The organism is Saprospira sp. CCB-QB6 (genome assembly GCF_028464065.1).
Lineage (GTDB): Bacteria > Bacteroidota > Bacteroidia > Chitinophagales > Saprospiraceae > Saprospira.
Map to the genome: position 1 here is coordinate 1,008,276 of NZ_CP116808.1, position 24,828 is coordinate 1,033,103.

Sequence of the window (24,828 nt, forward strand, 5' to 3'; positions counted from 1 at the left end):
AGTAGTGCACTGGGGGACAAGGACAAGATAAAAAAAAATTGCTTGTCCCTTTACATTAGTAAATGTATTTGTATTTTTGGATTTCGCTCCAATATAGGCTTCTATTTCACTGTATTAATAATGCTTTTGTGACAGCCTTTATTGTAGCTAACACGCTTTGATTTTATTTAAATAAATGTAATATATAATGAACCTAGAACGACTCGTGGCGGTAAGCGGACGCCCAGGCATCTTTCGCATGGCTGCCAACCGCCCCAATGGCCTTATTCTAGAAGAGCTAGATAGCAAAAAGAGAATGTTCGCCTCAGGACGAGTACACCAGTTTACTCCCCTAGAATCTATCTCTATCTATACCGATGATGAGCAAGATACTGTAGACCTCAAGCAGGTTTTCCGCAATATGTTTAGCCAGCTAGAAACACTAGCTCTTCCCACTAGCAAAGCGACGCCTCAAGATCTACGCAGCTATTTCCTCGAAATCCTGCCTAATCATGACACCGAACGCGTGCTCATCTCTGATATCAAGAAAATTATCAAGTGGTTCAGCTTCCTCAACGATCGTGGCATTATCGACCTCGAACCCGATCCCGTTGTAGAAGAACCTACCGAAGAAGAAAATACAGAGGCTTAAGCCCTCTTTCTTCTCTAAATCTTTAGCCAACTCTTTTTTAGGGTTGGCTTTTTTGTGTTTTGGGGCCTCCGCAGCAAAGCTGCGGCGCTATGCTTCGGGGCTCGCAGGTCTGCTCGGCCCTGCAGGCAGGCTTTGCCTGCCTTTGGTCTGGCCCTTCGGGCCACCCGCTCCGCAGCGCTAGGCCAAACAAAAGGCAGCCTGTAGCTGCCCCAAAAGCCCTGCAAGCAGGGCAAAAGTTTTGGGACCAAATTCTCCCCTTTCTTTAAACTGCTTACTATCTTTGGCGTTTCTTAAATTTAGAAAGTCCCTGACTAAGACTTTCTCGCAACTGAACTGATTTTTTACCGCCCTATAAATCTTCCAATTTATGGCCATTATTATCACTGACGAATGTATTAACTGCGGAGCCTGCGAACCCGAATGCCCCAATACCGCCATCTATGAAGGCGGCGTAGAATGGTCCTATGAAGAAGGCACCGAAGTAGAAGGCGACTTTCAACTCCATAACGGACAAACCGTAAACGCCAGCATCATGAATGAACCCGTTTCCGATGATTTTTATTTCATCGTAAGCGATAAATGCACAGAATGTGTCGGCTTTCATGAAGAACCCCAATGCGCTGCCGTCTGCCCTGTAGATTGCTGTGTACCCGATCCCGATCATGTAGAAGAAGAAAGCACCCTACTACAGAAAAAAGCCATTATGCACCCTAGTGAAGAATAAAATTCCTAGAAAAAATTTGGTCTTTTCATTTTAGCAGCTTATATTTGTGCCGCTTCAACATGGAGGGTGTAGCTCAGTTGGTTAGAGCGCCAGATTGTGGTTCTGGAGGTCGTGGGTTCGAAACCCATCATCCTCCCTACATAAAAGCAAAAGCGAGATCGTTAAAACGATCTCGCTTTTTTTATACCTAAAACTTGGATTATCCAAAAAGCTGACTTATATTTGTACCGCTTCAACATGGAGGGTGTAGCTCAGTTGGTTAGAGCGCCAGATTGTGGTTCTGGAGGTCGTGGGTTCGAAACCCATCATCCTCCCTACATAAAAGCAAAAGCGAGATCGTTAAAACGATCTCGCTTTTTTTTTGGCCCAAAGGGCTTAGTTTGGCTGGCGGCGGAGCCGCCATGGCCGTCAGGCCAAAGGCCCAGCGCTGCGGAGGGGGGCGGCGCAGCCGCCGACCAAGGGCAGAACGAAGTGATGCCCACAGGGCCGAGCAGCCTTGCGAGCCCCGCAGCATAGCGGCGGCCGCCCCAAATTAAAGGGCGGCCGCGGGCCCCAAACCCTAAGAAAATTCAACCGTCATTAAGCTAAGCTGAGCAGGCGTTGTTCCACCTCTTTGAGGAGTCCAAAAAGGGATTGAAAATTATCTAAGCAATAGTAAACCGATTGCATTTCGTGCTTATAAAAATGGTGTTGCAAAACGGTTTCTAGTTGGAAGGGGCGAAATTCACAATTGTTTCCCTGATGGACTTGAATACTTTCGCCAAAAGAGGACAAAATGCCTGCGCCATAAATTTCTTGGCCTTGGGCATTTTGGCAAACGCCAAACTCAATGGTAAACCAATAGAGGCGTTCGAGAGCGGCCACTGCCTCTGGCAAATGGGCCAGTTGCAGGCCGATACGGCCAAACTCCTGCATAAAATCGGCATATTGGGCATTGAAAAGCAGGGGAATATGGCCAAAAGTATCGTGAAACATATCGGGTTCTTCTAGATAGTCTAGCTCCTCCATTTTTCGGAGCCAGGTAGAAGAGGGGAAGCGGCGCTGGGCCAAAAGGGCAAAAAACTCCTCTACGGGAATCAGGCCGGGGACCACCTCAATGCTAAAATTTTGTTCCTTTTGGAGCAGGGGGGATAGTTGGTTAAAGTTGGGAATTTCTTGGCCATTTAGGGCTGTTTTGGCGGCTTCTAAGGCGGGCCAAAGTTCGCCTACTGCTTTATCTTTTAGGTTATCCCACTGTCGTTGAAATAAAAGTTGCCAAACGGCTTGATCTTCGGCTTGATAGGCCGCATAATTTTGCTGCATCATAGTTTTGTACATAAAAAAACCCGCTTTCTGCAGAGAGAAAGCGGGCCAAATTAAAGGATAAATGTATCTTTAGACAGGCAATAAAACGCTTACTCTAGCCAGGGCAGAGCAGCATAATAATAGCGCTGTAGGGTCGTCAATTGCATGATTAGTTTTCTTAACCGCTCTAAATCAAGCGTTTTTAAGGAGATAAAGACAAAGAAAGCGGGCCTTTTGCGAAAATCCAAGTTTTTTCTTAGTTTTTTGTTGTTGAACTCAAATTATTCCTATGCACACACATTATCACATTCGACTCTCTCAGGATGGGCAACTTTGGGCAGAATTTTCTTTGCCTCAAGAGGCGGAAGCTAGCCTAATGCTCAATGCTTTAGAGACTATTTTGGACCTTTATCAAGAGGAAGATATTTACTTTTTGTTCAATGAACAAAAGATTACGGTAGGGCCTGCACAAACAGAAGAAGAACAATCTATTTTGGAGCTGAGTTTAGCCGAGCTTTGGGCAGATTTGGAAGAAGCCTTCTTTGTTTTGAATGGCCAAATTTGGAAGCTTTACTTACTAGACCGGGCTATTGAAGGACCTGCTGAACCTCAGCTTTTGGAGCTAGGCTCCCCTTTGCAAGAGGTTTGGCAAGAGCCTGCTTCTTTGCTTGAGGAACTAACGAATATGTTAGAAATGGCGCCTTTACCTTTAGAGGAGGAAGAGGAAGAACAAAACTATACAGCTCAAGAATTAGCTCTTTTTCAGACCCAACTAGAGTTTAAAAAGATTCAGTTTCGCCAATATAAAGCTTTGGGAGAAAAGGCCATGCAGCAACTGCCCGAAGCAGAGCTATTCCGACAATTTTCGCAAGATCAAAATAGCATTGCCATTATTGTGCAGCACCTTTGGGGCAATATGCGTTCTCGCTGGACCGATTTTCTGAATAGCGATGGCGAAAAAGAATGGCGCAACCGAGACAATGAGTTTGAGCTTTACCTCAAAGATCGAAAAGCGGTAATGGATTATTGGGAAGAGGGCTGGCTTTTCCTTTTCAATGCGCTAGACCAATTGGAGGCTAAAGATTGGGACCGCAACATTTACATTCGGGGCGAAGAGCATTATGTTTGGCAGGCTATTGATCGGCAATTGGCGCATTATAGTTACCATATTGGCCAAATTGTACTTTTTGCTCGCATCTTTAAACAAGATCCCTGGGAAAGCCTTTCTATTCCCAGAGGAAAATCGGCTGAATACAACCAGATGATGCAGGAGGAAAACGAAGGAGAAGACTAACTATTTCTTCGAGGCTTCGCTAGCCGCCAGCAGCAAGAAAAGGGGCGCTTTGCTATGATTTTTTTTGAAAAAACTGGATATTGAGCAGTTCTAAACAAATAGGCAAAGCAAAAATCAGAACCACCAAATATCAATGATAAATGTCTACTAAAAAGAAACTACATATTCCCATCTTGGCCGATATGGCCGCTGCGGGCCAAGAGCCTGAAGTCCTTTTTTGGGTAGGTTGCGCAGGCAGCTTTGACGATAGAGCCAAAAAAGTAACCGTGGCCTTTAGCAAATTGCTTTCGGCTGCAGGCGTGGAGTTTGCCATCCTAGGCAAAGAAGAAAGTTGTACCGGAGATCCCGCTCGCCGAGCTGGAAACGAGTTCATCTTTCAGATGCAAGCTATGCAGAATATCGAAACACTCAAGATGTATAATGTGAAGAAGATCGTGACTACCTGTCCACACTGCTTCAATATTCTTAAAAATGAGTACCCCGTTTTGGGCCTAGAAGGCGTAGAGGTTTTGCACCATACCCAACTGATCCAAAACCTATTGGCCGAAGGTAAATTAACCGTAGAAGGCGGTAGCTTTGCAGGCAAAACCCTAACTTACCACGACTCTTGCTACCTAGGCCGCGCCAATGATATCTATGAAGCACCTAGAGCTATCCTAGAGAAAATTGATGGCCAGTTGACCGAAATGCAGCGCTCTCGCTCTAAAGGCCTTTGCTGCGGAGCAGGCGGCGCCCAGATGTTTAAAGAAAATGAACCTGGCGACAAGCGGATCAATATGGAACGAGCAGAAGAAGTCATTGCCACAGGAGCCGACTATGTCACCGCTAACTGCCCCTTCTGTATTACGATGCTTCAAGATGGTCTCAAAGCAGAAAATGATAAGCGCCAAACGCCTATTATGGTCCTCGACCTTTCTGAAATGATTGTAGAAGCCAATAAACTGTAACTATCATGGCCAATTTTGATGCCTTCCCTCCCCATAGCCGAGTTTGGATTTACCAAGGCCAACGCCCCTTTACCCAAGAAGAACAAAGCGAATGGAACCCCAAATTACAAGCCTTTGCCAACTCTTGGTTGAGCCACCAAAGACAACTCAAAGCTTGGGGCGGTATCCTACACAATTACTTTGTGGTCCTAATGGTCGACGAAGATCAAGCAGATGCCAGCGGTTGCTCTATCGATAAGTCCGTTGCCTTTATGAAGGAGATGGGCCAAGCTACTGGCCAAGACCTTTTTGAACGGATGTTCTTTCTCTACCGCAATGAAGCGGGCCAAATTGAAGGGCTTCCCTCTACCGATTTTGCCCAGGCTTTTGCTGAAGGCAAAATCAAATCGGATAGCCCCGTTTTTAATAACTTGGTCCAAACCAAAGCCGAATTGGAAAGCAAATGGGAACTCCCCCTAGAAGAGAGCTGGCACAAAAACTTTGTTTAGGATTTGTTTAATCCTTATCCCCTAAACAAATGCAGCCTCCTCCTCTTTTAAGAGAGAAGAACATTGAAAACCGAAGCGGAGCCCGCTCCCTTCACAAAAAAAGAATTATGGCACTTACGCCCTCCAATATGCTGCCCCTAGGCACTTCGGCCCCAGCTTTCAACCTGCCCGATACCGTTTCAGGCCAAACGAAAAGCCTTGCCGAACTCCAATCTGATCAAGGAACCCTAGTTTTCTTTATCTGTAATCATTGCCCTTATGTGATCCATGTCTTGCCTGAGCTCAAACGCCTAGCCCAAGACTATCAAGCCAAAGGAATTAGCTTTATCGCAATTAGCTCCAATGATGTAGAGAATTATCCAGATGACTCTCCCGAAAAGATGAAGGAACTGGCCCAAGAAGAAGGCTGGGACTTTCCCTACCTCTATGATGAGGACCAAAGCGTAGCCAAAGCCTATGATGCCGCTTGCACGCCCGATTTCTATCTTTTTGACGCCGCTGGAAAATTAGCCTACCGTGGCCGTCTAGATGACTCTCGCCCCAATAGCGGAACGCCCTTAACTGGCGCAGATTTAAGAGCCGCCCTAGATGCTGTACTCGCTAAACAAAGCGTTAGCGAAACACAATATCCTAGCGCCGGCTGTGGTATTAAATGGAAAAAATAACCCTATGCATCAAGCATTTTTATGGGAAATAAAGCAGGGAGGCCAAGCGCCTCCCTCTTTTGTGTTGGGCAGTATGCACAGTACCGACCAACGAGTATTTGGCGGACTCGACCAATTGACCGCCCTACTCAATGAAGTAGACTATTTTGCCCTAGAGTTTGATAGCCAAACGCTAAATGAAGAACAACAACTTCAACTGCATCTAGCCCAACAACTTCCCCAAGGACAACAACTCTCCGATTTGGTTTCGCCTAGCATCTGGCGCAAACTCCAAAAACTGTTTGCTCAAGAATTGGGTATGCCCTTTTTACTGGACCAATTGACGCATAGCCGCCCTATGCTTATCCCTCAATTCTATAACCAATGGAAGGCCGCTAAGGATTATCCCATGGCTCTAGACCACTACCTTTTACAACTGGCCCAAGAAAAAGAACTGCAAATCGAAAACCTAGAGACTTTTGAAGAGATGCTCTCGGTCTTTGAACACTTACCCCTAGCCCCACAAATCTGGGCCCTCAAGAAGTTCGCCTGCCAAGGAGGCAAACAATGGAAGAAGTTCCAACAAAGCCTAAACGCTTATGCCGAAGGTAATCTACCCTACCTCCTAAAACAACAGCAAAAGGTCTCTGGCAAAAGCAGAAGGGTCATTCTTCTCCATCGCAACCAAGCCATTTTGCCCCGTATGCAAAAACTAATGGATAAAGGCCCTAGCCTAATGGTCCTTGGCCTTTATCACCTGATCGGCGCCCAAGGATTATTGCGCAGCCTCAAACAAAAAGGCTATTTAGTGCGCCCTCTGTTTTAACTCCCCCCCAAGCGGCCTAGCGCCGCTTTTTTTACGCCCCTACTCCAACTTTTCTAAACCCCCAAATTCCGCCTGCCCCTTAACCAACATGGCTTTCCTAGCCGATAATTCTACCCGCTCCGATTTTTGCAAACAACTAAAGTCCGCCGCTAAGATCTCTGCCAATTCCGCCAAAACTTCTTCCCGACTCAACCAATACTGCTCACTCAAAAAGATGTCATCCAATAAGGCCTGCTTTAAAGGAGCTAAGGCCTCATCTAAATTCAAATCACTGCGATAAAGCGCTTCTAAGCGCTCAAAAAGAGCCAAATGCTGCCCCCGACCCAATAAACTATATTGCCGCCCCTCTTCCAATAAGGCAATGCTCCAACTCCCCAATGAATAGCCCAAACTATCCAAGGGATAGGCCGCATAAAAAAGTTCTACCAATTGGTCGTCTAAACTATCCGGACTTTGCTGCGCCCGCGCCCCCCAATATTTATAATCCCGATACAATTTGTACTCGGTCTTTGGCGAAGGCAAATAGACCAAAAAACCCGGAAATACATGGTTGAGCCAAAAGAAATTAGCCAAACTATCCGCCGAACTCAAGGCCAAGGCCTCATTTACCCGCTCCTCTAAGGCCAACTCCAATTTTTCGCCCCTCCGATAAACCAACCGAAAAGCAGGCAAGCTCTCTATCGCCGCCGCCTCCCGCTGATACTGCTTGAGCTCTCCCGCCAACTCATCCCCAAAAAAGAAGTGCAAACGCCGATCTAACCAAAGCCGCTGCAAATCCTCCGACGGCAGGCTGTCAAAACTCAAACAACCCCCAAATAACCAGCCCTTATGCCCATCCGCCGCCTCTACTTCTAACCAAGGCTCCCGATAATCTACCCCCTCCAACCGAATTAAACTCTCCGCCTTGCTCATCCGCCCCAAATACCGAAAACTACTGCCTTTGTGGTAGGTCCGCAAACTTTCTGCTGCCCAATCTGGCGCCGCTTTTAACTCCCCCTCCCGACTACTCAAACTCAAAGATGCTCCCCGCCCATCTGTCGATAAATATAGGCTACTATCGGCCGTTTCTGCCAAGGGCTCCTCCGCAGAAATAGGCAATTCTTTAGCCTTTTCCTCACTGCAAGCCCCCAACAACAACAGGGCAAAAAAATATAGATATAACTGCTTGTTCATCTTGTTTTATTTTTGGGGCAGCCCCTCCCGTTGGTCGGGTCGCTACGTTTCGGGGCTCGCAAGCCTGCTCGGCCCTTCGGCGGCAATGCCGCCTCGGTCTGGCCCTACGGGCCACTGCTGCACATCGCTCAGCCAAAAAGACTGGGCTAAAGCCCAGCGAAAATAGAAGCATCGCTGCGCGAAGGGCTATCCATGAGCAGGCAAAGCCGCCTGATATAAATAGCTGCTGCCTAAAACCAAATATCAAAAGCAAAATGCTATTAAACAGCGATTTAGTGAGGCTTGCCGCCCCACTCTAATGGAAAATAAATAGAAAAGGACCAAAATACAAAAGAATAGGCAGACCCTCTAAACGTTTTGGACCAAGGGCCAAGCAGTAATCCCCTCTGGGAATTTCCCCAGCTCAATCGGAGGCGGCAAATTAGCCTGGGGAAAATCCCCAAGGTGTTTGGATTTTTCCGATTAGCTTGGGGAAAATCCCCAAGGCGTTTGGATTTTTCCGATTAGCGTGGGGAAAATCCCCAAGGCATTTGGATTTTTCCGATTAGCTTGGGGAAAATCCCCATGGTGTTTGGATTTTTCCGATTAGCTTGGGGAAAATCCCCATGGTGTTTGGATTTTTCCGATTAGCGTGGGGAAAATCCCCATGGTGTTTGGATTTTTCCGATTAGCTTGGGGAAAATCCCCAAGGCATTTGGATTTTTCCAATTAGCGTGGGGAAAATCCCCAAGGTGTTTGGATTTTTCCAATTAGCGTGGGGAAAATCCCCATGGTGTTTGGATTTTTCCGATTAGCTTGGGGAAAATCCCCAAGGCATTTGGATTTTTCCGATTAGCGTGGGGAAAATCCCCAAGGCATTTGGATTTTTCCGATTAGCTTGGGGAAAATCCCCAAGGCATTTGGATTTTTCCGATTAGCGTGGGGAAAATCCCCAAGGCATTTGGATTTTTCCGATTAGCTTGGGGAAAATCCCCATGGTGTTTGGATTTTTCCGATTAGCGTGGGGAAAATCCCCATGGCATTTGGATTTTTCCGATTAGCGTGGGGAAAATCCCCAAGGCATTTGGATTTTTCCGATTAGCTTGGGATAGTTGTCTAAGGCCCTATCTTTTTTTTCTGGACCGACCCTACTAGGGTTTAGCTAGAGTTATTTAGGGGGCAAATAAAGGAGTTTGTTGCAACTCCAAAAAGTGGCCGATCTATCCACAAATGGATAGATCGGCCTTGTATTGGGCGGAAAACGTTTGTAGGGAGGGCATTGCATTTTAGACCCCAGTGAGTTGGTCCCAAATTTCGACATGTAGGCGGCTACACATTCTAATTTGTTCTCGGATACAGATTTCGGCCACCATTTTATTGCGTTGGAGCAGGGCTTCTAGGCTATCGGCAGCGGGCATAAGGACCAATTGTTCTTTTTTGATGAGGCCGGGCGTTAAGAAATCCCGTTGAATTTCTTCAAAATCGCTAGCTTGGGCAATCACAAACTTAAAGATGGTTCCTTTTTCTTGGGCCAAGACTTGGAGGGCTTGGGGAACAAGGCGTTTTTGCTTGGGCATGCCAGAGTTTTGGAGTTTTGGGGAACAATTCCAGTAGCTGACCCTTTCTAATAAGGAAGAAGAGGGGACAAAACAGCCATTGGTTTCTACCTCAATGATAGGGCGGAGGCCCTGTCGTTCTTGTTCTAAGAAGCTTAGAAAGGCGGCAATGCGTTTATCTTGTAGGAGAGGTTCTCCCCCAGTAATAACTAAGTGCACGCCTTGGGCCAATCGTTGGCTAAAGGCTAATTCTTGGTCTAGGCGTTGGAGTAATTGAGGGAAGGGAAGGCTTTCGCCCTTCATCCAGACCTCCATAGTGTCGCAGATCCAGCTGGCGCCATCATGCAGTTGTCCGTCTTTTTCGGCACCTTTCCCGCCGCAGATCAGGTTGCAGCCAGAGAGGCGGAGGAAGATAGCGGGCACGCCCATAGTTTGGCCTTCTCCTTGAAGGCTGTAAAAGTATTCGCTAACAGCGAGTAGAGTAGGCATTTTTGGCATGATGCGACAAAGTTTTAGCTAAGAAAAGGAAGGGCGGAGCTGGGGCAATTGGCCTAGCGATGTGCAGCAGTGCCGCGAAGCGGCAGACCGAGGCCGTTAGGCCGAAGGGCCGAGCAGGCTTGCGAGCTGCGAAACGTAGCGCCGCAAGGCGCAGGCCGCAGCGGAGGCCCCAAAAAAACAAAAAAAATAATCGAAGCCGATAAAATGATTACAAATTAGTAATTTTGGGACGAGATAACAACCAAAAAGGAAGGCGGTGCATCCTATTCGTACAGAAGGAGTTTAGCGCAACTTTAGTTTAGATTCACTTGGATAATAAAATGTAATAGCATGAAAAAATCACCCTTATGGATAGCGAGTATTTTGCTTTTATTGCTTTTTCAGGCCTCTGGGGTTTGGGCGCAATCGGCCAAAAAGACCAGCTATAAAAATAATGAAGAAGTTCGGACCGTGCAAGGTTGCGAATATCAGGTCTTGAAGGGCTTGGCAGAAATTACGGCAGTAGAAAAGACCCGTTCTAAATCGGAAAGTGCTTTGGGTTATGATGAATATAGCGTAAAGTTCAAGTTCATTCCGATGGAAAAAGGGCAGCAATTGATGGCTGACTTTGGGGAAAACAGCTTTGACTTTTTCTTGCGTAGTGGGTATGATCGTTTGCCTGTTGGGCCCAAGTATCTTAAGCATTATTATGTGCATAAGGGGCAAAAGTTTGCGATGGAATTTTTGCAGACGGGCGACAAAACTTGTCGGGAGCAGTACACCTATAAATCATTGGGGATTCCCAACGATTTATTTGAGGCTCAGGATAGTATCAAGGCCTACAAGATTCAGGTAGCGGCAGAAAAGCTCTACAAAAAAGAGAAAGAGGTGAATGAGGCCAAGGGAATTGCGATGGCCGAAGAGGCGGCTACGCAAACGAGCGGTAACCGTCCGCCAGAAGTTGCGCCTGTAGAGGAGCCCAAAGAAGAGGATCCCAAGGAAGAGGAAGATCCCACTGAGGAAGATCCCAAGGAGGAGGAAGAGCCTGAGGTAGACTTGAATTTGCCTTCTGATGAAGAATTGCGTAAAAAAGTAGAGGCTGAAATGCGGGCTAAGGAAGGGATTAAAAAGAGTCCGGATGAGATTGATGTAGACTCTTTGCGTGCGGCAATTGAGAAAGAAGAGCGCGCCAAGGCTAAGGCTGAGGCGGCCAAGCAGGCGGAATTGGATCAGAAAAACGCCATTAAGCGCGAGAAGCAGGCGGCCAAAGAGCGCAAGAAACTAGAAGAGCAGCGTCGCAAGGAAATCAAGGCCAAAGAAGAAGCCCTTCGGGATGAGATGGCGGCTAAATTGGCGGAGGAAAAAGAGGCGATTGAGGCGCGTAAGGAAGCTATTCGCGAGCAGGTCACCAATGAAATCCGCAGAGAGAGCTGTGTATATGAGGAAAAAGTATCGGGAACCATCAAGGTGGTTTCCGTGGAGGAAGGTCCCACGGAAGTGGAGAGTTTGTTTGGCTATAAGGAGTATGTAGTTACCCTTAGATTTAAGCCCGACAACTATTCTGATTTATCTAAGAAAGAGCGTAAGCTTTGGGATAAGACCTTTACCTTCAAATTGGACCCTAAGGGCAAGAGTGCGAATCCTGGGGCGACTTATGTGCGGATTCACAAGCTCTTCAAGGGCAATAAGTACAATGGGTTTGCGCAGCGTTTATCTTCTGGAATCTGTAATGACATCATGGTTTATTCTCCTGATTTGCCCATTGATGCGAGTCAGGTGCGCAAATAATAGGAGCTACATTTAGCTTAAAAGCAAAGGGGGATGTCGGTATCGACATCCCCCTTTTTTTTGTTGCTTATAGTTTGCGTTCGAGGAGATCTTCCAAGGCGGCTTGGAGGTCTCTATATCGGTGTTGGAAGCCTTCTTCTTCTAGGCGTTTGGGCAGGGCGCGAGCGGAGTAGAGGACCACATTAGCCATTTCGCCCATAGCCAGGCGGAGGGCAAATTCTGGGGCGGGAAGAATCAGTGATTTTTTATTAGTGGCTTTAGCTAAAATACGGGCCATTGTTTTATTTTGTACTGGATCTGGTCCAACCCCATTATAGACGCCCATTTTTCCTTTTTCTAGGAGAAACAAAAACATTCGACAAAGGTCTTCTATATGAACCCAAGGGTAATATTGCTCGCCAGAACCAAAATAGGCCCCTAGATGAAATTGGTAAGAAGGCAGCATTTTGGCAAGAGCACCACCTTGAGTAGAGAGGACAATACCAATGCGGAGATGAGTAATTCTTGCACTAAGCCCATGAAAAGCCTTAGCGGCCTCTTCCCAAGCAATACAACTTTGGATTAAAAAATCATTTTTGCGTTCTTCATGAATAGCCGACGATTCGTCTAGAACTTCATTTCCACGATCTCCATAAATCCCCACCGCAGAAGCTGAAATAAAAGCTTTGAGTTCTTGTCCTGCTTCTCTAAAAGCTTGGGCCAATACGTCTAGGCTTTGGCTACGGCTCTTTACGATCAATCGCTTTCGCTTATCGGTCCATCTAGCATCAGCAATACCAGCTCCAGCTAAGTGGATGAGATAATCAATGGGTTGATTAAAGAGCTGAGGATCTACCCAGCCTCTTTTGAGGTCCCATTCAAAAGCCGTCCAATCCTTAATTTTGCTAGGGTTTCGGCTAAGTAAGATGGGGTCAAAACCTTGGCGATGTAGGAGCTTACAAAGTTCTTGGCCAATTAGACCACTACCTCCTGTTATTAAAATTCTACTCATTATTTTTATATCTTTAAGCGCTCTTCAGGTAAACAATTTTGATCAAACTACACTACTATAACCACCAATTATGAATATCAGAAAAAAAACAATCTTGGGACTACTTGGCCTAAGTTTATGTTTTGGCAGTTGCCAACCTTCTACTCCTAAAGAAGGCGAGCCGGTTCAAGAAGTTGAGCCTACCCAAGCCAGTAAAAAGATGAAGGACCCTTCGGTCACTGTTTGGGAACTAGACGATCCCGATGGATTAAATCCGATTACTTCTCAGGGGGCAGCGGCTACTTATATTCAGAACAACATATTTTCTCGCTTGTTGGAGTTTCATCCAGAAGATCTCAAGTTAGTCCCTCAATTAGCCTTAACAATGCCTGATGTACGAGAGCTAGAAGAAGGTCCGTATGCAGGAGGGATGTCTCTGCAGTTTACCATTCGCCCTGAAGCCAAATGGGATAACGGACAAGCAGTTACAGCCTATGATTATCTATTTACCGTTAAGGCAATTAAAAACCCCTTAGTAGAATCTGGCAACAGACGTCCTTACTATGAATTTATAGACTCTATTTATATCTCTCCTGAAAATGAGCAAGAGTTTACTATTTTTTCTAAACAACGCTACTTTATTGCAGAAGAATCGGCTGGAGATATGCTCATTATGCCCGAGTATATCTACAACCCCGAAGGCCTAATGAAAAAACTGAGCCTTGCTGAACTCAATAAAATGGACGCTGATGCGGCGGAAAAAGATGCAGAGCTCAAACGATTTGCAGAACTCTTTAATAGCCCCAAGTATAATAATGAAACAGTGGTTGGCTCTGGCCCCTATCGCTTTGTAGAATGGAGCAACGGCCAACATATTATCCTAGAACGCAAAAAAGATTGGTGGGGAAATCAAACCAAAAACCCCATGCTAGTCGCTTATCCCGACAAAATTATTCACAAAGTGGTCAATGACCCTAGTACAGCTATTACCGTCGCTCGCAATGAGGAAATTGACGTTTTGCACAATATCAAACCCGTAAAATTTAAAGCACTAAAGGAAGATAAGGAGTTTCAAGAGCTTTTTGAGCTCTCCTCTCCCCACGTTTTTGGCTACTATTATATCGCAATGAATTTGCGCAACCCCAAATTACAAGATAAAAAACTGCGCCAAGCACTCTCACATATCATCAACCGCCAAGAGATTATTGATGTTCTATTTGAAGGTTTAGCAACGGAAACCGTTGGACCAATTAACCCCCAAAAAGACCACTACAATGATCAACTAAAACCCTTTAGCTATGACCTCGACCGAGCTAAAGAATTATTAACAGAAGCCGGCTGGACCGATTCTAATAATGATGGCTTCCTAGATAAACGCATTAACGGCAAATTAGAAAAATTGAGCTTGGAGTTCCTATATAATCAAGGCAACGAAATTCGTAAAAATATTGGCCTCTTACTCCAAGGCGAAGCCCGTACCCTCGGAATCGAAATTAAAATTAAAAGCGCCAAATCCTCTGTTGCTAAAATGAAAGCAAAAAATGGAGAATTTGAACTCATCTGCTCTGCTTGGGCTCAAGGCCCCCAACTCGATGAACTCAAACAAGGATGGCACTCTAGCTCCTACGAAACCAACGGAAGTAATTATATAGGCTTCCGCAATGAAGAATGCGACCGCATTATTGATAGTATCCGCGTAACGCTAGAACCCCAAAAACGTAAAGCACTCTATTTTCGCGCCCAAGCTATTATCCACGAAGAACAACCTTATCTCTTTCTCTGTGTGCCAAGTAGCTGCTTTGCTATCCACAAGCGCTTTTCAAATATCGAAACTTCCCCCTTGCGCCCAGGCTATCGGGTGACCGACTTCCAACTGAAATAACAATTTTACACCATACCAAAGCCTCTGCTTCCTAAGTAAGAGGCTTTTTTGTTTTTGGGGCCTGCGGTGGGCGGTTACTCCCTTCGGTCGTCGAACTGCGAACTAAAGTTCTTGTTGTCGTTGCGCAGCTCGCTGCTGTTTTGGGGCCTCCGCCTCGCTGCGCTCGTCGGCGCTACGTTGCGCAGCTCGCTACTCGCTCGGCCCTGCGGCCTGACGGCCTTGGTCTGCGGCTGCGCCGCACTGCTGCACATCGCTAGGCCAAAGGCTGGCCCCTAAGCAGTAAAGCTTGCTCTATAAACACAAAAAAAGCATCAAACTCCCCCAAGCCTGATGCTTTAGCTCTTATTATAGAGCTTAAACCCTAAAAACTATCACTATGAAAACCAAATTTACTTTGGTCACAGTTCAAATTTAAGATAGCTCCTTTGGTTTTCAAAGCGAATAAAACCTAATGTTTAGCTATAGGTATTTTACTTAGCACTCTTGTAACAACAATAAATAACTACTCATATAAATTTTCATAGGCTTTAATAGAAAGAGGAAAGGGTTTAAAATGATAACTAAAGCGTTCTTCTTCTCTATTTTCTCCATAAAAAGGTAAATGATAACTCAATCTACGGCGTTCAATGAAGCCCTGCCCCAAAACGGGGCCTAATAATTCTATTTGACCATAGGCATAACTCTCTAATAAAGGGAGTATTTGTTGCTCAAAACATTGCTGCAATTCCTCCAGTTGTCGAATACCCAAAAAGTAGCCATGCCCCAATTCCTGCGCGGCCGAAAAATGCAAGCGTATCCGTTGGTTAAGCGAAGTCAACAATTGATTTAAATCTATTCCTTGGCATTGGCCCAATAGCTGCGGCTGTGGCCGCAAGGAAATCGCATGAAAACGCCTTCTCAAAGCCCAATCTAAACTGTGCAAACTGCGATCCCCCTCATTCATCGTCGCTATAATGTAGAGGTTGTTGGGCAAAGCAAAAGTCTCTTTAGAGTAGGGCAATTGAATATGTAAAGGTTCTGTTCCTCCCAAACGGTTTTCTGGACTCAACAAAGAGAGTAACTCCCCAAATACTTGCCCCACTGCCGCTCGATTCAATTCATCAATAAAGAGAACAAAACGCTTGAGCGGTTGGGCCAAAGCTGCCTTTGCTATCCGCTTAAAAAGCCCTTCTTCCAACACATAAGTCAATTGATTAGCCTGCATTTTCGGCTTAATTCCCTCCATAAAGTCCTCATAACTCATACTCGGATGAAAAGCCAATATAGCCAAATGACCTGCCTCTCGCTGCTCTTCCAAACGATCTTCTATATCTTTGGCCGAAAGCTGCTGTATTTGGGCCAAAGGCAAGCCCTCACAAATGCTCAAGGCCTCTAAACGCGCTGCCCGAGTTTTGCCACAAGCAGAAGGACCATAATAAAGCTGATTGAGCGGCCGCTCTTTCTCCTGATGGTAAATCAATTGGCTTTCTTCCCAATCCTCTGTCTTGTCCGCTCTAATTTGATAATATTGCTTATCCCAGAGTTCTCGGATTGTAGGCAAAAAGAGCAATTGGGCCAAAAGTAAAGGGTAGTTCTGAGGCGACTGAGCAGAAAGCCCTAATTCTCCAAATAACTGCAGAAGTTCAGTCTGTTTAGCCTCTGAACCAATAAAGGTGTCTAAAATATCTGCTAAAGCTTTTTGTCGAAAAATGGGCAAGCGTTGCAGCGGCTGCTCCAAATAGGTAATTAGTAACTGCCCAGAAGCCGATAAGGCCTTAGCATTCCCATCTCGCTTATAGAGAAGAAGCTGCTCGGCCCAAAAAGAAAGCTGCATAGGCCAAAGCGATAAGCCTTGCCCACTCCCCTGCAATTGAAGCTTTTGCGCAAATTGAGGCTGCACCTGAGCCAATAAAAGCCCTAAATGTAAATGTGCTGCCTGCAAATGAGGCGCTAAGTCCTCAAATTCATCACTCCAGTCCTTGCTTTTTTTCCATTGCTGAAGCAAAAGCTGCATTTCCTCCTCTTCCAATAAAGGCAAGGCTCTGAAATCGGCCCAATGGGCCAATAACTTAGCAAAAATAGGCATTTCTGCCGCAGCTATGGCAGCAAGCTCAGTCTGTAATTGAGGGAGTAAATTGCGGAGTAAGTCCGCATAAGGACTAAAAATGGGCATCTTCGACAAACTTCTGGTTAAGGCCCCAAAACTAGAAGATTAAAGCCAAAAGTCAACGCTTTTAGCCGAGTTTAAAGCCTAGCTGGGCCAAATCGGTCCAAAAAGCAGGATAAGATTTAGCGACCACCTCTGGCTGCTCAAACTTTAAGGGACCAAGCAAAAGGGCCAAAGGCGCTAAGGCCATCGCCATCCGATGATCTTTGTAAGTGCGAATGAGGGGCTTTTTAGGCTGCAGCTTTAGGCCCGACTTAATATTCATCCAATCTGGACCAATTTCTACCTCCGCCCCCAACTTTTCTAACTCGGCCTTCATAGCCGCCAAACGATCCGTTTCTTTGATGCGCAAACTTTGAAGTCCAAAAATCTGACAGGGAATGTTTAATCCCGCAGCTATGGCCATTAGGGTTTGGGCCAAATCTGGATAATGTCGACAATCATATTTCAAAGAGGAAGGTAGGGGGTTTTCTATTTTCTTGAGTCGTACTTCTCCCTTAGCTAAAAATTCTGTACTTACGCCCAATTCTTCTAAAAGCTCAGCAACAATAGCATCTCCTTGTAAAGAGTTTTTTTGCAGTTGGCCCAATCGCAATTCAAAACCAAGGGGGGCCAAAGCCACTAAAGCATAATAATAGGCCGCAGCGGACCAGTCGCCTTCTATCACAAATTCTTCTGCTGGAGCTTGGTAGTCTTGGGGCTCAATCAAAAAGCTTTTGCCCGCCTGTAGGTAGTCAATGCCAAAGCGCTCCATCAGGCCCAAAGTCATTTGTATATAGGGCATAGAAATGATTTCGCCTGTAAGTTGTAGCCTTAGCCCTTGGGGGAGAGCTGGCGCAATTAGCAAGAGGGCCGAAATATATTGGCTGCTGATACCGCCATCTATACTCAAGCTGGGCATTTCACTGCTTTCCGTCCATTGAGCGCGCCCAATTTGTAAGGGCGGATAGCCCTCTTGGCCCAAATAATCAATTTGAGCGCCTAGGCTGCGTAGAGCATCTACCAAGGGACCAATTGGGCGCTCAAGCATGCGGGCGGAGCCTGTCAGAACCTGCTTTTTATCGTTCAAGCAAAGATAAGCCGTAAGGAAGCGGAAGCTGGTCCCCGCATCTCCAGCATCCAAAATTTCTTGATCTTCTTGTTGGAGGAGGCGGAGCAAGGTTTGACTATCCTTAGCCTTAGACAAGCTTTTGTTGGGGGCCAATTGGTCCATAATCGCCTGAATAATCAAGAGGCGGTTACTAATGCTTTTGGAGCTATTGAGCTGTATATATTGAGCAGCGGCCAAGGTTTTGGGCGCCTGTAAGAGTCGATCTTTGGGCATAATATAATTTTGAGCAAATTGATTTAGGAGGGGCTAGGCCCTACGCTTTGGCCTAGCGATCTGCAGCAGTGGCCGTTAGGCCAGACCCAGGCGCTGCAAGCGCCGCAGGGCCGAGCAGACCTGCGAGCTGCGAAAGGTAGCGCCGACGAGCGTAGCGAGGCGGAGGCCCCAAAAATAAAGGATCATTAGAACAAGCTAAAAATAGAATAGTTTAGGCAAAAAAAAGCCCCCTTGTGGAGCAAGGAGGCGATAATTCTGCTGTCTAATGGACTAGAAGCGGGCTGATTTACAGCCCTGGCGCTTGCGGCGACGCTTGCGAGAGCCCACCAAGCCATTATCAATAAAGTTGTAAGAAATAGTTACGCCAGTGATGAGATACCAATCTTGGGCCTTATCTCCACGCGTAGTTTGTCCGCCCCTTTCGGCTACAGCGGCATCATAAGCATCTTGAGTGGGGAAATCGGCGCCAAAGGTGCCCCCACTTTGATTGACCAAATACTCATAGGTGCGATCCGACATTAGTTGTTGCTCAGAGAGGTTGCCAAATTGCCCTGCATCATAAGGAGTTTGATCGTAGAGAGAAGTAGCTGGATTGGTTGTAACATCATAGGGATAGCTCAAAGAGACATCATCTAGATAATCTGTAAAGGTTTTGCGGAAGCCAATCTCGAAGCCAATATTGAGGTGGCTATGAATGGCGAACTTTACGCCCAAGCCCATCGGAATAGAAAGCTGCGTAAGTTCATAAGCAGTTCGGTTAGGGAGATTGGGGTTGCCTTGTCCTTCTGTAGCCAAAGGTTGAAGTTCTACCCATTCGTCATCTCGGTTGGGGTCAAAATGCTTGGCTTTGGGGTTGTAGTTAAACACGCCCAAACCGATAAAAGCATAGGGAGAAAACAATTTCTTGTGGCCCATAGTATGGTAGCCCATAAAGTTGATTTCGGCCATCAATGCGCCCTCAAAGATATGAGAGCGGAAGTGTAGGTTGCGAATTTGGTTGCGCAACTCTTTAGAGTCTTGATCATTGCCCGAAATATTGCCGTAGCTAGCTTGCAACCTAAAATTAAGGTATTGGTTGAGGTTGTAGCGGGCAAAAATCCCCCCAGCCAAATGGAGGTGCTTGGTATCGAGCATAGAATTGACTAGCTCGCCCGAATAGCTAGAGGTCCCTAGTTGGGCCCCCACCTCAAAGTAGGGCCGGGCCCAGCTGTGTTGGGCTTGAACAAAAAAGGGAAAAGAAAGCGCTAAAAAGAAGAGTGATAGTTTTTTCATAAAAGCAGTTTTGAATTGGCGGGGTTGGGGGATCGGCGATGAAGGTATTTAAAAATACAATTTTAAAATGGCTTAGCCAAATTCCAACTTATTGAGGAATAATCAACTCATAATCCTCATAATTTAGTCCTCCCCAAACGCCTAAGCCCCCCTGAATATTGGATTCTATACGGACATAATTGCCAAAAGGACCCTGACTGCCCGAACTATACTCAAAGGTTTGCCAAAACCTAAAGTGCGGATAATCAATATTCCCTAGCCGAACTACAGCGGTATCTCCCCGCCAATAATAGCCCGCCGTCTCAAAGTCAAACTCAGAAATAAAAGACTGCCCCCGTTGTATAGGCACCTCAAAACCCGAACGCCCATCAAAAATCTTATCGTCTGTAACTGATTGCCCCAAAAGGGGATAAAAAGGCTCATCATTTCGCTTAGTAAAAATGCGATAGTAGTTTTCCTGCCCCCCAGGGTCTGTAACCGAGGCCCGCAACTCGACCAAAGAGTCATTGTCTGGATAATCGGGATGGTTGACATAATACAGACTATCAAAACTCACCAAAGGCACTAAGGTCGTCACCGCCGAAACGCTATCATCTCCTGCTCGAACGACTAGGCTATAGCTCCGCCCAGGAGCAATCTCTAAAGGAGATAAATTTAGAAAGCCAAAAATATCTATGTAAATACAGTACTCCAATTCGGTAACAGAAATGCCCCCCAAACCCAAAAACTCAGCAACGCTTTGCGCTATGGCTGTATCTAAGGCCGCCAAATCGCCCAAACAAAACTCGGTCAATTGCACCTCATTCTCGCCATCCGATACGCGAACATCTGCATCATGTACAAAGAGTTCAGCTAGGCGTTCTGGACTCAAATCGCCCATATAAGCCGAACTTTGAGTCAAAATAACGTAGGGAGGCAAAGCCCCCGGCCCATACTCTACATAACCTTCCACCACCAACTGAGGCCCATCAAAAACATCCTCTGGAGTGTACTCTTCCTCACAGGCCATCAGGCCCAATAAAAGTAGCAAGCAAGCCAAAAAAGGGAGATAATTTCGCATGTTTTTCTTTTACCGCTTTAACGATGAGCAAGGCCCAAAGGTTGATGCCTTCACTGCTTTATTCTGTTTTTTTGGGGACTATTTAAAATTTTGTGTCTGCCCTTTCCTGCGCCTAGGGACAAGCCCCTAGGCTAGCTTTTCAGACAGCCCTCTAAAGAGGGCCTTTGGATAAGGGCCTTCTCTGTAATAACTACTTAGAAAGGCCGTGTATATACACCTTTGAGGCCCTTTAGGGCTGACTCCATTTGATTAGTCTAGGGCTTGTCCCTAGGCGATAATTGGCTGAATCCTGCTTTTGAAAGTCAAGCTAAAAGCTCAAATTTTATGAGGGTTTTAACCTACAGGCCCGAAGGGCCGCAGGCCTAGCGATGCGGCGGGGTGGCCCGAAGGGCCAGACCAAGGCGCTGCAAGCGCCGCAGGGCCGAGCAGCCTTGCGAGCCCCAAAGCGACAACAAGAACTTTAGTTCGCAGTTCGACGACCAAAGGGAGTAACGCCCCCAAAAATCATTTTTATCTAGATCGTTGTCTTCCTGAAAAACACATAATTCCACAGATAAAAATGCAGCTTAGGCAGCAAAGGCCCTATCTTCAACGTATTAAGAACAAATGGGAAAACTTGCCCCATATCGAGAGAATGCACCCCATTTCCCTCCACTGATAATTATCTGCTATGGATTTTGCCTTAAATATATCTTCCAAAAAAGAGCGCGACCAGACGGCCAAAGAGCAAGAGGCGCAGCTCATCCAAGCCTGCTTAGAGGAAAAGCGTTGGGCCCAAAAAGAACTTTACGAACGGTTCTATGGGCGCATGCTGGGGGTTTGTCTCCGCTATTCCAATAATAGCGAAGATGCCCGCGACATTCTAAATGAAGGCTATATTAAAGTGTTCCGCTACCTGCATCGCTATAAAATAGGGACCTCCCTAGATGCTTGGATTAGACGGATTATGATTAACACCTCTATTGATTTTTACCGCAAGGCCATTCGCCACCGTAGCGAAGATATAGAAACGGCCCAGCACAAAATCTCTGAGGATGCCGATGCGGTAAGCCGCTATTCCGCCAAAGAAATTATGGCCGTGATCCAAAAACTGCCCCCCTCCTATCGGGCCGTTTTTAACCTCTATGCCATAGAAGGTTTTTCCCATAGAGAAGTGGCCGAAAAACTTGATATAACGGAAAGTACTTCCCGATCCAACTTAGTGAAGGCCAGAGCCAAACTAAGAGAATACATTAAACAATTATATCACTAAGCGCTAGAGAGACTTCGCTTATGAAAGAAGATTTTGACAAATTCGATGAGTGGAACCGAAAACTCTTTGATGAGTTTGAGGCAGACACCCATAATATGGCTGAGGATTGGAGTAAATTTGAAACCGCCTGGGAACAAACTTCTGAGGAAGAAGAAGAATTTGACCAATTGGCCCTAACTGCTTTGGGCCAGTTTGAAGCCAGCAAGGAATTTATGGCTAAAGATTGGGACCGATTACAACATGATTTGAACCTCAATACCGAAGAAGCCGAAGAACTAGATGCCCTCGCTCGCCAAGCCCTTGCCGCCTATTCCGCAACAGAATATAATATGTCCGAGGATTGGAGCCGCCTAGAAGCCGCTCTGGATGAAGAAGATCGTCCCGCTGTTTTTTGGTTCAAAACCATGGAAGCTGGCCTGCTATTACTCTCGCTCTTTACTCTCATCAATCTCTACTATCTGCAACCCATGCAATCAGAGGAGGGCGATGGCCATAAAACAAAAACCCAAGGCCTGAATGCTGAACAACCATTGGCCCAAAACAGCCCCCTATCTAAAACTCTGGGAACCAAAGAGAAAGCCCCCGCTTTATCTGCTGGAGAAAATACAGCCCTAATACAGGCATTGCGCCTTAGCAAAAAGCCATTACAAATTGCTTCAGGCCAGGCGCTGCGGGGACAAGCTCCCACAGGGGCTTTTACCCAAAGTTTTGGGGCTGGCGCTCAATTGCCACCCTTTGTTCAAGGCCAAAATTTTGCTAAGGCTGCAGCTGGCGCTCGCGCCAATGCCCTTGCCGCCCAAAAAGAGGAGCAAACTTCTGAACAAACAGAGAACAATAGCACTTTTCCCAAAAAAGAAACAGCTCAACAAGCTGCGGCCAAAGAAGAACCCAAAAACCAGGCTGCTCCTTTTGCCAATATTGACCTAAGCGAGCAAGGCTTGCCCTTGGCCACTTATTTGGCCAAAAAGGACAGCAACGATTTGGAGCAATTGAAGGAGGACCTCAGTTTCCAACTCAAATGCCCCTATAGCTTACCCAAAATCTACAACCGCCACCGCCATTTGGGCCTTTACACGGGCTTTAATTTGGGGCTGGGCGAAACCAATCAACTCGGTAGTGGACAAGCAGGCATACAGTTTGGCCTCCAACTAGAACAAGAGCTCAATAAAAACTGGGGCTTGTCGGTTGGCCTTTTTTGGCAGCGTCAAAATTACGCCCTCTTTCAACAGTCTAGCTTACTTTTACCCGATGGCCAAAACTATAATCGCCAAATCAACAAGGAAGAAGGACTGCAGCTGCTGCAATTGCCGCTACAACTTCGCTATACCTTATACAGCGATAACAAATGGGAGTTGCAAGCCTTGGCAGGAGGGCTCTATCAGTTGTCTTTGTATCGTCAACAAGCTGGACAAGAAGAACTGGAGGGACAACAAGCTGCTGGGCACATCCTAGAACGAACTTACCTCCCCCATCAACCCGAAAATGCTGCAATTTTACAAGATGGTGCTTGGGCCAATAATCAACAGTTTGCCTTGCAATTTGGCTTGGGACTCGATCGCCAACTGGGCGACCATTATCGCCTCTCGCTACAAGCGCATTACCTCCGCCAACTAGCCCAAAATGACCAAATGGCCAAAAATCATGTCCAGTTGTTAGTCGGCCTAAAATATCGCTTACCTTAATTTTTTACTCATTTTTTGGGGCCCGCGGCCGGCTAGCCCTTGGCGAGGCGGCCGCCGCTATGCTGCGGGGCTCGCAAGGCTGCTCGGCCCTGCGGGCATCACTGCGTTTCGCCCTCGGTCTGCGGCTATGCCGCCCCCCTTCGCAGCGCTGGGCCGCTCACCCTTCTTTTTAGACCAAACTATTTTCTGCGGCCGCTAAAGCTTATAACTTTTCCATTGCCCATTTTTATCTTTGATGCGAAATTGGCGGCTGGGGCCCGCTTGACGCTTTTGGATTTCCTCATAAACCAGCTTCAAATCGCTTTCTTTTTCCCGATAATAGGCAAAGCGCATTTTGGTGGGCAGGCAATCTAAATTGGCTTGCTCTTCAGAGCGGAGAATGAAGGCTTGACAACCATAACCACAAACTTTTTGTGCTGGACAACTTTCGCAATCGTACCAGTTTTCTGGTTTGCGCATGAAAGTCGGCAATTTTTTGGGCCAGTTGTTTTTTCTCTTTTCGGCTGGCTTGCTGATGTTCAGAAACATGGCCCAAATAATAAGCAGGCTCATTCCATGCAAAGCGCCCACAAGGCAACAAATGCCCCTCTGGTGTAATCCCCAAAGCCGAACGGCCCGCCCCACAGGTTTTTTCATGACAAAGGGTGGGCTTGGCTTGCTCTGGCTCAAAATAACGGCCCAACTCCAAGGCAATATTGCTTTCTATTAGCGCTTGTCCTTGAGTAGCTATCATATAATCAATAATGGCTTTTTGGGCCATAAAAATTTGCTCGGCCTGCAGTGGGGGCTGCCCATGGGCAGCCCCACTGGCGTGACCACATTAGCCTTAAAAGAACGCTGTTGGGCTTCGCTCCAAAGCCATTCGCAAAGGGTGTAAAAGTTGGGGTAATTGCTGCTGTTAATAGTGGCCAAAACGCCTGCTTTGACCTTGGCAGCTTGTAGACGCCTAAAGTTTTTAAAGACCTTGGTTTCGCCCCCTCTTTGGCTATCATCCAATAGAAAAACGGGCTGGTCCAAACTCACGCCCAACTGAATTTTATAGCGCTGAAATAGCTGAATATACTCCTCTTTGAGGCGAACCAAATTGCTTTGCATGGCAAAACTGACCCTTTTGCCTAGGCTTTTGGATAGGGCTAAGGCATAATCTAGGGCCTCCTCATACCAAGCAATGGGCAAAAGAGTGGGTTCTCCACCATGAAAGAGAAAAGTAAGTTGATCGGAAGACGTTTGGCCCAAACTCAGTTCTACTAGTTCCTTAAACTGCTCAATGGACATATCTTGGCCCGTTTTGCTTACTTTTTCGTAGCAATACAAACAATCTAAATTGCAGCGGTAAGTTACTTTGACAATTAGGGTACTGACCGTAGAAAAGGCCGAGGGCGGAGCAGAAAACAAGCGAGAAATCATGGGCTAAAGATTGGGGAGTGAA

Annotated in this window: 21 protein-coding genes and 2 tRNA genes; 13 read left to right on the forward strand and 10 right to left on the reverse strand. The window is 46.4% G+C overall.

The annotated features are described in order from the left end of the window. Positions 1 to 187 precede the first annotated feature (187 nt). From PPO43_RS03810 to PPO43_RS03825, 4 genes are all read left to right on the forward strand, one after another. The gene (locus tag PPO43_RS03810) at positions 188 to 631 is read left to right on the forward strand and encodes a DUF5606 family protein (RefSeq protein WP_272620480.1); all 444 of its coding nucleotides are present in this window, start codon (positions 188 to 190) and stop codon (positions 629 to 631) included. A gap of 367 nt (positions 632 to 998) precedes the next feature. After that, positions 999 to 1,355 (forward strand): 4Fe-4S binding protein, encoded by a 357-nt coding sequence (locus PPO43_RS03815; RefSeq protein WP_272620481.1) that lies wholly within the window; start codon positions 999 to 1,001, stop codon positions 1,353 to 1,355. 62 nt (positions 1,356 to 1,417) lie between these two features. Further along, positions 1,418 to 1,491: transfer RNA gene (locus PPO43_RS03820), tRNA-His, on the forward strand. Between the two features lie 104 nt (positions 1,492 to 1,595). Next, positions 1,596 to 1,669, forward strand: a tRNA-His gene (locus tag PPO43_RS03825). Positions 1,670 to 1,934: 265 nt separating this feature from the next. Here PPO43_RS03825 and PPO43_RS03830 read toward each other — a convergent pair. Beyond that, entirely contained in the window at positions 1,935 to 2,672 is a 738-nt protein-coding gene (locus PPO43_RS03830) for a phenylalanine 4-monooxygenase (protein WP_272620482.1), read from the reverse strand. A 256-nt stretch (positions 2,673 to 2,928) separates the two neighbouring features. Here PPO43_RS03830 and PPO43_RS03835 point away from each other — a divergent pair, with 256 nt between their 5' ends. From PPO43_RS03835 to PPO43_RS03855, 5 genes are all read left to right on the forward strand, one after another. Beyond that, positions 2,929 to 3,933 carry a DUF1572 family protein gene (locus PPO43_RS03835; protein ID WP_272620483.1) on the forward strand — a complete coding sequence of 335 codons (1,005 nt, stop codon included), beginning with the start codon at positions 2,929 to 2,931 and terminating at the stop codon, positions 3,931 to 3,933. Positions 3,934 to 4,073: 140 nt separating this feature from the next. Beyond that, positions 4,074 to 4,880 (forward strand): (Fe-S)-binding protein, encoded by an 807-nt coding sequence (locus PPO43_RS03840; protein WP_272620484.1) that lies wholly within the window; start codon positions 4,074 to 4,076, stop codon positions 4,878 to 4,880. A gap of 5 nt (positions 4,881 to 4,885) precedes the next feature. After that, complete coding sequence (locus tag PPO43_RS03845; RefSeq protein ID WP_272620485.1) at positions 4,886 to 5,368, forward strand: hypothetical protein; 483 nt, start codon at positions 4,886 to 4,888, stop codon at positions 5,366 to 5,368. Positions 5,369 to 5,475: 107 nt separating this feature from the next. Continuing rightward, a complete protein-coding gene (locus tag PPO43_RS03850; RefSeq protein WP_272620486.1) occupies positions 5,476 to 6,033 on the forward strand; it encodes a thioredoxin family protein in 558 nt (185 codons plus the stop codon). Positions 6,034 to 6,037: 4 nt separating this feature from the next. Beyond that, positions 6,038 to 6,838, forward strand: coding sequence for a TraB/GumN family protein (locus PPO43_RS03855; protein WP_272620487.1), 801 nt, complete (start codon positions 6,038 to 6,040; stop codon positions 6,836 to 6,838). Between the two features lie 39 nt (positions 6,839 to 6,877). Here the strand turns inward: PPO43_RS03855 and PPO43_RS03860 are convergent, their stop codons facing one another. Further along, positions 6,878 to 8,011 (reverse strand): hypothetical protein, encoded by a 1,134-nt coding sequence (locus PPO43_RS03860; RefSeq protein WP_272620488.1) that lies wholly within the window; start codon positions 8,009 to 8,011, stop codon positions 6,878 to 6,880. Positions 8,012 to 9,276: 1,265 nt separating this feature from the next. Further along, positions 9,277 to 10,044 carry a 7-carboxy-7-deazaguanine synthase QueE gene (locus PPO43_RS03865; RefSeq protein WP_272620489.1) on the reverse strand — a complete coding sequence of 256 codons (768 nt, stop codon included), beginning with the start codon at positions 10,042 to 10,044 and terminating at the stop codon, positions 9,277 to 9,279. A gap of 330 nt (positions 10,045 to 10,374) precedes the next feature. Here PPO43_RS03865 and PPO43_RS03870 point away from each other — a divergent pair, with 330 nt between their 5' ends. Beyond that, positions 10,375 to 11,811, forward strand: coding sequence for a hypothetical protein (locus tag PPO43_RS03870; RefSeq protein ID WP_272620490.1), 1,437 nt, complete (start codon positions 10,375 to 10,377; stop codon positions 11,809 to 11,811). Positions 11,812 to 11,878: 67 nt separating this feature from the next. On the opposite strand, the gene PPO43_RS03875 is transcribed toward PPO43_RS03870, so the two are convergent. Then, positions 11,879 to 12,802, reverse strand: a complete 924-nt coding sequence (locus PPO43_RS03875) for a TIGR01777 family oxidoreductase (protein WP_272620491.1) — start codon at positions 12,800 to 12,802, stop codon at positions 11,879 to 11,881. Positions 12,803 to 12,872: 70 nt separating this feature from the next. On the opposite strand from PPO43_RS03875, the gene PPO43_RS03880 reads away from it, so the two are divergent. Then, positions 12,873 to 14,663 (forward strand): ABC transporter substrate-binding protein, encoded by a 1,791-nt coding sequence (locus tag PPO43_RS03880; protein ID WP_272620492.1) that lies wholly within the window; start codon positions 12,873 to 12,875, stop codon positions 14,661 to 14,663. Between the two features lie 502 nt (positions 14,664 to 15,165). Here PPO43_RS03880 and PPO43_RS03885 read toward each other — a convergent pair. From PPO43_RS03885 to PPO43_RS03900, 4 genes are all read right to left on the reverse strand, one after another. Beyond that, positions 15,166 to 16,815, reverse strand: a complete 1,650-nt coding sequence (locus PPO43_RS03885; protein WP_272620493.1) for an McrB family protein — start codon at positions 16,813 to 16,815, stop codon at positions 15,166 to 15,168. A 61-nt stretch (positions 16,816 to 16,876) separates the two neighbouring features. Continuing rightward, complete coding sequence (locus tag PPO43_RS03890; RefSeq protein ID WP_272620494.1) at positions 16,877 to 18,133, reverse strand: 3-phosphoshikimate 1-carboxyvinyltransferase; 1,257 nt, start codon at positions 18,131 to 18,133, stop codon at positions 16,877 to 16,879. 270 nt (positions 18,134 to 18,403) lie between these two features. Next, positions 18,404 to 19,405 carry a type IX secretion system protein PorG gene (porG, locus tag PPO43_RS03895; RefSeq protein ID WP_272620495.1) on the reverse strand — a complete coding sequence of 334 codons (1,002 nt, stop codon included), beginning with the start codon at positions 19,403 to 19,405 and terminating at the stop codon, positions 18,404 to 18,406. Positions 19,406 to 19,493: 88 nt separating this feature from the next. Further along, entirely contained in the window at positions 19,494 to 20,465 is a 972-nt protein-coding gene (locus tag PPO43_RS03900; protein WP_272620496.1) for a DUF4249 domain-containing protein, read from the reverse strand. Between the two features lie 670 nt (positions 20,466 to 21,135). Here PPO43_RS03900 and PPO43_RS03905 point away from each other — a divergent pair. Both PPO43_RS03905 and PPO43_RS03910 read left to right on the forward strand, forming a co-directional pair. Next, entirely contained in the window at positions 21,136 to 21,717 is a 582-nt protein-coding gene (locus tag PPO43_RS03905) for an RNA polymerase sigma factor (RefSeq protein WP_272620497.1), read from the forward strand. Positions 21,718 to 21,737: 20 nt separating this feature from the next. Next, positions 21,738 to 23,399, forward strand: a complete 1,662-nt coding sequence (locus PPO43_RS03910; protein WP_272620498.1) for a hypothetical protein — start codon at positions 21,738 to 21,740, stop codon at positions 23,397 to 23,399. A gap of 195 nt (positions 23,400 to 23,594) precedes the next feature. On the opposite strand, the gene PPO43_RS03915 is transcribed toward PPO43_RS03910, so the two are convergent. Further along, positions 23,595 to 23,858: a hypothetical protein gene (locus PPO43_RS03915; RefSeq protein ID WP_272620499.1), complete on the reverse strand. Its 264-nt coding sequence runs from the start codon at positions 23,856 to 23,858 to the stop codon at positions 23,595 to 23,597. Positions 23,859 to 24,128: 270 nt separating this feature from the next. Beyond that, the gene (locus PPO43_RS03920; protein WP_272620500.1) at positions 24,129 to 24,806 is read right to left on the reverse strand and encodes a radical SAM protein; all 678 of its coding nucleotides are present in this window, start codon (positions 24,804 to 24,806) and stop codon (positions 24,129 to 24,131) included. Positions 24,807 to 24,828 lie beyond the last annotated feature (22 nt).

Coding starts and splice junctions, on each gene's coding strand:
- PPO43_RS03810 (WP_272620480.1), top strand. CDS start 188: ATGAACCTAGAACGACTCGTGGCGGTAAGCGGACGCCCAGGCATCTTT.
- PPO43_RS03815 (WP_272620481.1), top strand. CDS start 999: ATGGCCATTATTATCACTGACGAATGTATTAACTGCGGAGCCTGCGAA.
- PPO43_RS03830 (WP_272620482.1), bottom strand. CDS start 2,672: ATGTACAAAACTATGATGCAGCAAAATTATGCGGCCTATCAAGCCGAA.
- PPO43_RS03835 (WP_272620483.1), top strand. CDS start 2,929: ATGCACACACATTATCACATTCGACTCTCTCAGGATGGGCAACTTTGG.
- PPO43_RS03840 (WP_272620484.1), top strand. CDS start 4,074: ATGTCTACTAAAAAGAAACTACATATTCCCATCTTGGCCGATATGGCC.
- PPO43_RS03845 (WP_272620485.1), top strand. CDS start 4,886: ATGGCCAATTTTGATGCCTTCCCTCCCCATAGCCGAGTTTGGATTTAC.
- PPO43_RS03850 (WP_272620486.1), top strand. CDS start 5,476: ATGGCACTTACGCCCTCCAATATGCTGCCCCTAGGCACTTCGGCCCCA.
- PPO43_RS03855 (WP_272620487.1), top strand. CDS start 6,038: ATGCATCAAGCATTTTTATGGGAAATAAAGCAGGGAGGCCAAGCGCCT.
- PPO43_RS03860 (WP_272620488.1), bottom strand. CDS start 8,011: ATGAACAAGCAGTTATATCTATATTTTTTTGCCCTGTTGTTGTTGGGG.
- PPO43_RS03865 (WP_272620489.1), bottom strand. CDS start 10,044: ATGCCAAAAATGCCTACTCTACTCGCTGTTAGCGAATACTTTTACAGC.
- PPO43_RS03870 (WP_272620490.1), top strand. CDS start 10,375: ATGAAAAAATCACCCTTATGGATAGCGAGTATTTTGCTTTTATTGCTT.
- PPO43_RS03875 (WP_272620491.1), bottom strand. CDS start 12,802: ATGAGTAGAATTTTAATAACAGGAGGTAGTGGTCTAATTGGCCAAGAA.
- PPO43_RS03880 (WP_272620492.1), top strand. CDS start 12,873: ATGAATATCAGAAAAAAAACAATCTTGGGACTACTTGGCCTAAGTTTA.
- PPO43_RS03885 (WP_272620493.1), bottom strand. CDS start 16,815: ATGCCCATTTTTAGTCCTTATGCGGACTTACTCCGCAATTTACTCCCT.
- PPO43_RS03890 (WP_272620494.1), bottom strand. CDS start 18,133: ATGCCCAAAGATCGACTCTTACAGGCGCCCAAAACCTTGGCCGCTGCT.
- porG (WP_272620495.1), bottom strand. CDS start 19,405: ATGAAAAAACTATCACTCTTCTTTTTAGCGCTTTCTTTTCCCTTTTTT.
- PPO43_RS03900 (WP_272620496.1), bottom strand. CDS start 20,465: ATGCGAAATTATCTCCCTTTTTTGGCTTGCTTGCTACTTTTATTGGGC.
- PPO43_RS03905 (WP_272620497.1), top strand. CDS start 21,136: ATGGATTTTGCCTTAAATATATCTTCCAAAAAAGAGCGCGACCAGACG.
- PPO43_RS03910 (WP_272620498.1), top strand. CDS start 21,738: ATGAAAGAAGATTTTGACAAATTCGATGAGTGGAACCGAAAACTCTTT.
- PPO43_RS03915 (WP_272620499.1), bottom strand. CDS start 23,858: ATGCGCAAACCAGAAAACTGGTACGATTGCGAAAGTTGTCCAGCACAA.
- PPO43_RS03920 (WP_272620500.1), bottom strand. CDS start 24,806: ATGATTTCTCGCTTGTTTTCTGCTCCGCCCTCGGCCTTTTCTACGGTC.